The sequence below is a fragment of the Arthrobacter sp. Y3224055 genome (assembly GCF_059090825.1).
In genome coordinates this window covers 376,370-383,664 of the sequence record NZ_JBNHGB010000005.1, presented here as the reverse complement: position 1 = coordinate 383,664, position 7,295 = coordinate 376,370, and the positions used below count along the sequence as shown (strand labels likewise).

7 protein-coding genes are annotated in these 7,295 nt (G+C 66.1%); 2 read left to right on the top strand and 5 right to left on the bottom strand.

The genetic code is table 11. From position 1 onward, the window contains the following. Positions 1-358: 358 nt before the first annotated feature. From AC5RTY_RS14095 to AC5RTY_RS14075, 5 genes are all read right to left on the bottom strand, one after another. Positions 359-1,129 (bottom strand): ABC transporter ATP-binding protein, encoded by a 771-nt coding sequence (locus AC5RTY_RS14095; RefSeq protein WP_494109916.1) that lies wholly within the window; start codon positions 1,127-1,129, stop codon positions 359-361. Beyond that, on the bottom strand, positions 1,126-2,121 hold the full coding sequence (locus AC5RTY_RS14090) for an ABC transporter ATP-binding protein (RefSeq protein ID WP_494014394.1): 996 nt from the start codon (positions 2,119-2,121) through the stop codon (positions 1,126-1,128). The genes AC5RTY_RS14095 and AC5RTY_RS14090 overlap by 4 nt, the downstream gene beginning before the upstream one ends. Positions 2,122-2,195: 74 nt before the next feature. Next, on the bottom strand, positions 2,196-3,176 hold the full coding sequence (locus AC5RTY_RS14085; protein ID WP_494001474.1) for a branched-chain amino acid ABC transporter permease: 981 nt from the start codon (positions 3,174-3,176) through the stop codon (positions 2,196-2,198). Positions 3,177-3,187: 11 nt separating this feature from the next. Then, positions 3,188-4,516 (bottom strand): branched-chain amino acid ABC transporter permease, encoded by a 1,329-nt coding sequence (locus AC5RTY_RS14080; protein WP_494014380.1) that lies wholly within the window; start codon positions 4,514-4,516, stop codon positions 3,188-3,190. 318 nt (positions 4,517-4,834) lie between these two features. Beyond that, the gene (locus AC5RTY_RS14075; RefSeq protein WP_493978707.1) at positions 4,835-5,131 is read right to left on the bottom strand and encodes a GroES family chaperonin; all 297 of its coding nucleotides are present in this window, start codon (positions 5,129-5,131) and stop codon (positions 4,835-4,837) included. Between the two features lie 300 nt (positions 5,132-5,431). Between AC5RTY_RS14075 and AC5RTY_RS14070 the strand changes: the two genes are divergently transcribed. After that, positions 5,432-6,262: a Bax inhibitor-1/YccA family protein gene (locus tag AC5RTY_RS14070; protein ID WP_493978622.1), complete on the top strand. Its 831-nt coding sequence runs from the start codon at positions 5,432-5,434 to the stop codon at positions 6,260-6,262. An 84-nt stretch (positions 6,263-6,346) separates the two neighbouring features. Further along, entirely contained in the window at positions 6,347-7,273 is a 927-nt protein-coding gene (locus tag AC5RTY_RS14065) for an aldose 1-epimerase family protein (protein ID WP_494139718.1), read from the top strand. The last annotated feature ends 22 nt before the right edge of the window (positions 7,274-7,295 follow it).

The following is a 7,295-nucleotide window of genomic DNA, read 5'->3' as shown; positions in this document are numbered from 1 at the left end:
ACAAAGCTCGAGGGCCTAAGCCCGGTGCAGTACCGTGCTCAGGCCCTCGCGGCCTAGTCTCTTATTTAGCCAGTCCAACTTTCGGGGCCCAGTTCACCGGCCGGGGCCCTCTGCCGTGCTCCCGGGCCGGACGTTCCGGAGCGGGCTGCGAAGGCGGTGCCGGCATGAGAGGTCCGCTGGGACCGGGCCGGGCGGGGCGTTGGGGGACGAGCATGCCGCCTGGGCCCGCCAGGGGGCAGCACACGCGGCGGGGACACCCGGCTTGGGCGCAGCGGGCGGCGCCCTGAGGGGAGTGGGCAAACACGAGGGCGGCGCCCGCCCCTGGGGACAGGCGCCGCCGTCGCGGTGAGGCTGGGTCTCAGGCGGTGTCCGCGAGCGTGCCCAGGTAGAGCTGGATGACCTTCGGATCCTTCAGCAGTTCGCGGCCGGTTCCGGTGTAGGCGTCCTTGCCCTGGTCCAGGACGTAACCGCGGTCGCAGATCTGCAGGCAGCGGCGCGCGTTCTGTTCCACCATGATCACAGAAACACCGGCCCGGTTGATTTCGTGCACCCGCAGGAACGTCTCGTCCTGCTTGACCGGAGAGAGGCCGGCGGAAGGCTCGTCCAGGAGCAGCACCGCCGGGTCCATCATCAGGGCCCGTCCCATCGCCACCATTTGGCGTTCACCGCCGGAGAGCGAGCCCGCCCGCTGCGCACGGCGCTTGGCCAGTTCCGGGAAGATACCCGCCACGAACTCGAAGCGTTTTTTGAAGTCCTTGGGCCGTTGGAACATGCCCATTTCCATGTTTTCTTCGATGGTCAGCGTCGAAAAGACGTTGTTGTTCTGCGGGACGAACCCGATGCCGCGGCTGACGAGCTTGTTCGCTTTCAGCCCGGTCAGGTCCTGGCCGCGCACCACTACGGTGCCGGAATGGACCTTGACCAGGCCGAACATCGCCTTGAGCAGGGTTGACTTGCCGGCACCGTTCGGGCCGATGATGCCGATCAATTCGCCCTGGCGGGCCTCGATGCTGCAGCCGTTGAGGATATTGACGCCGGGCAGATAGCCGGCCACCAAATCCGTCACGGTGACCACCGGTTCCCCCGGCGCCACGGCTTTCGGGGTCGTTTCCATGCGGCGCGCATTCATGGCCGGTCCTTCCTTCTGGTTCCGCGGTCGGCGTTGCCTGCTTCGTCCGCGCTGGAATCCTGCTCGCTGATGTGGCGGCCCAGGACGCCCTCGGCATCCGTGCCTACAACCGACTCCGCGTCCTGCGCCAGCTCTTCCTCCAGCGCTTCGACGCCTTCGGCGTCGCCCAGGTCGACGTCGTGATGGGCGCCCAGGTACGCGTCGATCACAGCGGGATCCTTCATGACGACGCCGGGCGGACCTTCCGCCACGATCCGGCCTTCGGCCATGACCACCACCCAGTCGGCAATGTGGCGGACCATGTGCATGTCGTGTTCGACGAACAGCACGGTCATGCCCTCGGCCTTCAGGTTTCTGACATGCTCCAGCAGCGACTGCGTCAGGGCGGGATTGACGCCGGCCATCGGCTCATCGAGCATGACCAGCTTGGGCCGGACCATCAGGGCGCGGGCCATTTCCAGCAGCTTGCGCTGGCCACCCGAGAGCGATGCCGCGTAGTCGTCCCGTTTGGTGTCGAGCTTGAACTTGGCCAGCAAGACGTCGGCCTGATCCGTGATCTCCCGTTCCTTGGGCCCCCAGATGTTCTTGAAGAGGGCCTTGAAGAGGTTTTCGCCGGACTGCCCGGTGGCACCCAGGCGCATGTTCTCCATGACGGAGAGCTTTCCCATAACCTTGGTCAACTGGAATGTGCGCACCATGCCCATGCGGGCCACCTTGTAGGACGGCACTCCGGCGAGGGAATGCCCCTCGAAGGACCACTCGCCGCTCTGCGGGATATCGAACCCGGTGAGCAAATTGAACAGGGTGGTCTTGCCCGCCCCGTTGGGTCCGATCAGCGCCGTAATTTGGTGCCGCGGGATCTCGAGATATTCCACGTCCACGGCGTTGACGCCGCCGAATTGCCGGGTCACGTTTTTGGCGACGAGGATGGGATCCCGTTTCCGGCAGCCCGGGCCCGGTTCGTCGGCAGCAATGGGACGCGTGTCCGTCATGTAGTCCGTGACCGGCTGGTCTGCCTGTTCCGGGACGGCGGTGGCCCCGGCAGCGGTGGTGCGGTCTTGTTCGCTCATGTGAATGCCAGTTCTTTCTTATTGCCCAGCACGCCTTGGGGCCTGAAGATCATCAGCAGCATCAAGGCGATGCCAACAAGGATGTAGCGGAGCTGTCCTGCCTGCGTGGTTGTCAGGAAGGTGATGTAGTCCGCCTCGATGGCACCGTAGAGCAGTCCCTGGGTCAGCGAGAGGACTACCCAGAAGAGCATGGCGCCGATAACCGGGCCGAGGACGGTGGCCATGCCGCCCAGCAGCACGCAGGTCCAGAGGAAAAACGTCAGCTCCGTCTGGTAGTTGGCTGGTTGCACCGCTCCGCGGGGAAGCGTGAACACCATGCCGGCCATTGTTCCGAACAGGCCTCCGATGATGAGGGCCTGCATCTTGTACGAGTACACGTTCTTGCCCAAGGCCCGCACCGCGTTCTCGTCCTCGCGGATGCCTTTCAGGATCCGGCCCCACGGGCTGCGCATCAGCAGGAACACCAGCAGGCAGCAGATGACCACCAGGCCCCAGCCGACGACGCGGATCCAGAGGCCGCGTTCGTTCAGGGTCACCAGGCCGAAATTGTAGGCCCCCTGCGGGAACGGGTTCAGGGCGAAGAACCCGCCTTCGAAGGCAGCCAGGCCGTTGGCCGAACCGGTGATGTCCGTCAGGTCGTTGGTGGTGACCACGTACCGGATGATCTCCGCCGCGGCGATCGTGACGATGGCCAGATAATCCGCCCGGAGCCGAAGCGTGGGGATGCCCAGCAGGAGCGCAAAAATCACCGAGCCGATCAGGGCTATCAAGACGCCGACAAAGAACGGCACGCCCCATTCGAGCGTGGGGATGGCGAAGCCGTAGGCACCGATAGCCATGAAACCGGCTTGGCCGAAGTTCAGCAGGCCGGAATAGCCGAAGTGGACGGCCAGCCCGAGTGCCGCCAGGGCGTAGGCGGCCGTCGTCGGGCTGATGATTTCGCCCAAGGCGTTGGTGAATATATTCAGGAAATCCATGGTGTTGCCTCCTAACCCACGCGCTCTCGACGGCCCAGGATGCCCTGTGGCCGGAACAGCAGGACGACGATCATGATCAGCAGGGCGCCCACGTATTTCAGGTCCGCTTCCAGCCAGAGCGTCGACAGTTCGACGAACATGCCGACGATCACCGAGCCGACCAGGGCGCCGAACACGGTGCCCAGGCCGCCGAGGATGACGCCGGCAAAGACGAGCAGCAGGATCTGCTGGCCCATGTTGAACGTGACGCCGGGGCGGTAATACGCCCAGAGGATGCCGCCCAGCGCGGCCAGCACCCCGCCGACCGTCCAGACGATGCGGATGACGCCGTCAACATCGATACCGGAGGCCGCCGCCAGCGCGGGGTTGTCCGCGACCGCCCGGGTGGCCTTGCCCAGCCGGGTCTTCAGCAACAGCATGGCAATCAGGATGATCACTATCAGGCTGACGATCAATGAGAGCAGCGTGTTGCGGCTGATCGAAATCTCGCCAAATTCCAGGATGGGGCTTCGGGCCTGCGGCAGCTGCTGCGTGGCGCCGCCGAAGTTGAACTGGATGACATAGCGGGCAGCCAGGGCCAGGCCGATGCTGATGATCATCATGGGGATCAGCCCGGTACCCCGATGACGCAGCGGCTTCCACAGCCAGGCGTCCTGTGCCCAGCCGAACGCGCCGCCCAGGACAATGGCCAACAGCATTGCCAGCCACACCGGAAGGCCGACAAGCGCGAAGCCGAACATCAGCACCGCGCCGGCGGTGACCATCTCGCCGTGCGCGAAGTTGGTGAGGCCGGTGGTGCCGTAGATAAGAGACAACCCCACCGAGGCCAGGGCCAGCAGCAGGCCGAAGCTCAGGCCCGCAATGAGGCGCTCGACGAAGATCTCCCCGAAACCGGCGCCCTGGAGCACAATGCCTTCACCGAGCGGAAAGATGGCCGCGGCGTTGGAAGTGTTCGTGAAGGTGACTTCCCGCGGATTCGGCGTGCCTTCGGCGAGCTCCACTCCCTCCGGGAAGGTCGAGACGTCCACTTCGACTTGGTACGTTCCACGTTTCGGGACACCGATCGACCAAGACCCGTTTTCGCCGGTGGTCGCCTCGCCGGTGAATCCTTCGCCCGTCGCCGTGATCCGCACCCCCACGACGGGGCCGTCGGCATTGCGCAGGACGCCGCTGATCGTGTCGCGGAAGGGTTCCGCCGGCGCGGTCCCCGTCGTCGTCGCGCCGGGGGTGGGCTCAGGTGAGGTGGTCGAAGCCAGTGAGGGTGGCGCGGACAAGATAATGCCCGCGATGATCGCCAGTAAGGCGAGCAATGTCCCCAATGGCCGAACGAGCTTCGGCATCGCGATCAAGATATGAACCTCCACAGTGGGGGGTGTGGTCCGCCGGATCACCGGCAGGCGCTGACAGCGTCTGTGACGGAAATCACGGACGTGTCGTTTATGTTACCTGCGTCACGGGCGGCGGGAAGGTGCGTTCTGTCGCGATCAGGTAACAACTGTGAAGCCGTCGTTTAGCATCGATGAAACGTATCGGCCTCTGGGAACAGGCGGGCTACCGGATGCCGGCAACCCCGCGGAAAACCAGAGGGGTCCCTGCGGGAAGCTTCAGGCAGGGCGCCCGGGAACGGCAGGAAGGGCCCCGAATTTACAGGTAGAGATCTACAGGTAGAGCCCCGTGCCGCTGTCCGCTTCCTCGGGCTGGGAGACGGCATGGACGTCGCGCTCGCGGAGCAGGGTGTAGTCGGCGGCGTTGACTTCGACTTCCGCGCGGTCCTCGGGGTCGAAGAGCACGCGATCGCCGACCGCTACCTGGCGCACGTGCGGGCCGGCGGCGACTACCTCGGCCCACGCGAGGCGCTTGCCCATGACGGCGGTGGCCGGAATGACGATTCCCGAGGACGAACGGCGCTCGCTGCTGTCCTGGTCCGGAGCCACGAGGATGCGGTCATGGAGCATGCGCAGGGGCAGCTTGGCGCGGGCGGAGGAGCGGGGCGCGTTGGAAGGACTGCGGGACGTCACTCCAGCATTCTACCCGGGCAGGCGGGCCCGGCCGCGGGGCAGCAGGCGCGTCGGCCGCGATGCTGCCGCAGGGCGGCGCTGCTGCCGACGCAGGTTTACTGCCCAGGAAGGCCGCCGGAGGGCGGCGCCGGGGCCCGACCCGGGTTCACCGGCCGGTCAAGGAATTTTCTGCCGTGTTGTTCGTTGGGATTGGTAGTCTAAGCAATAGCTCGCCCCCTGACGATGGAGGACAACAAGATGGCAATCGGAGGAAATCCGGTTTTCAACAACCCGAAGGCGTTCCGCGGCTCGCCCGCGGGCCCTGCCGGAGCCGGCTCCGCCGTGCTCGCCGGCCAGACCCAGCTTTCCAGCCAGCAGCTGCAGGATCTGTACAACCAGCCGTCGGCGGGCCCGGCCCAGACCGGCCGGATGACCTATGACGACGTCATCCTCAAGACCCTGGCATGCCTGTCCCTGGTAGTCGTCGGCGGTGCGATCGGCTGGATGTTCCCGATCCTGCTGATTCCGGGCATGATCGCCGGCCTGGTGCTCGGGCTGGTCAACGCCTTCAAGCGGGAACCGTCCAAGGGCCTTATCCTGGCCTACGCCGCCGCCGAGGGCCTGTTCGTCGGCGCGCTGTCCATGGTCATCGACTCCATGTACCCCGGCGTGGCCCCGCAGGCCGTGCTGGGCACCGTGTGCGTCTTCGCCGTCACGCTGGCCCTGTTCAAGAGCGGCAAGGTGCGCGCCACCCCCAAGGCCATGCGCTTCTTCATGATCGCGCTGATCGGCTACGCGCTCTTCTCCTTGGTCAACCTGGGCCTGATGTGGTTCGGCGTGCTGGACAACCAGTGGGGCATGCGCGGCGTTGAGATCATGGGCATCCCGCTGGGTGTCATCATCGGCCTGCTGGCCATCGGGCTGGCCGCGTTCTCCCTGATCGTCGACTTCACCTCAATCGAGCAGGGCGTCCGGCAGGGCGTGGACCGCAAGTACTCCTGGACGGCCGCCTTCGGCCTGACCGTGACCCTGGTCTGGCTCTATGTGGAGATCCTCCGCCTGCTCGCCATCCTCCGCGGCGACGAGTAACCAGCGGTTCTCCTTACCAACCAACCGACCCCGGCCCCTGCGCCGGGGTCGGCTGTTTAAGCGGCGACCCGCTACGGTTGAACCATGACGGGCCATCGCAGCCGGGCAGCGACCGGCGAGCAGTTTGAACTGCGGCGCGCCGGGTCGCGGGCCGTGGTCACCGAACTGGCGGGCTGCCTGCGGCTCTTCGAAAAACAGGGCGTGCAGTTGACCGAGACCTTCGGCGACGACCGCATCCCACCCTCGGCCTCGGGCATCCTGCTGGCGCCCTGGCCCAACCGGGTGGACGGGGGCCGTTGGGAACTCGACGGCGCCGTCCAGCAACTGGACATCACCGAACCGGGCCGCGGCCATGCCATCCACGGGCTGCTGCGCAACACCGGCTACCGGTTGGTCGACCGCAACGGGTCAGCGGTGGTGCTTCAGGCAGAGATCTTTCCCCAGCACGGCTACCCCTTCCGGCTTAGCCATGTTGCCGAATACTCCCTGGACCAGGCCGGCGACCTGACCGTCCGGCAGGAACTGCAAAACCTGTCCGCGGCCGCCGCACCGGTCGCACTGGGCGCGCATCCCTTCATCCGGCTCGGAGACGAACCCGCCGACCGGCTGACCTTGACCGTGCCGGCGGCGCGGTACTTTCCGACGGACCGGCAGACCATGATTCCGACGGCGGATGTGCCGGTCACCGGCCAGTGCGACCTGCGCGGCGGAAGCCGGCTGGCGGAGCTGGACCTCGATCACGGCTACACCGCCCTGTCCGCCGGCCCGGGTGGCCGCGCGGTGACCACGCTCGCCTCGGAGAGCGGGTCGGCGGTCGCGCTGTGGCAGGACGAAACCTTCCCCTACGTCCATGTCCTCGTGACCACAAAATATCCGGGCCGGGACCGCGCCGTCGCGGTGGAACCGATGACGGCACCCGCCAACAGCTTCAATTCCGGCTTGGGGCTTCAATGGCTGGAGCCCGGTGCAACGTTCGGCGGGAGCTGGGGCATTACGGCGCAGCTTCACTGAACGCACGGCTGGGTCACAGTAT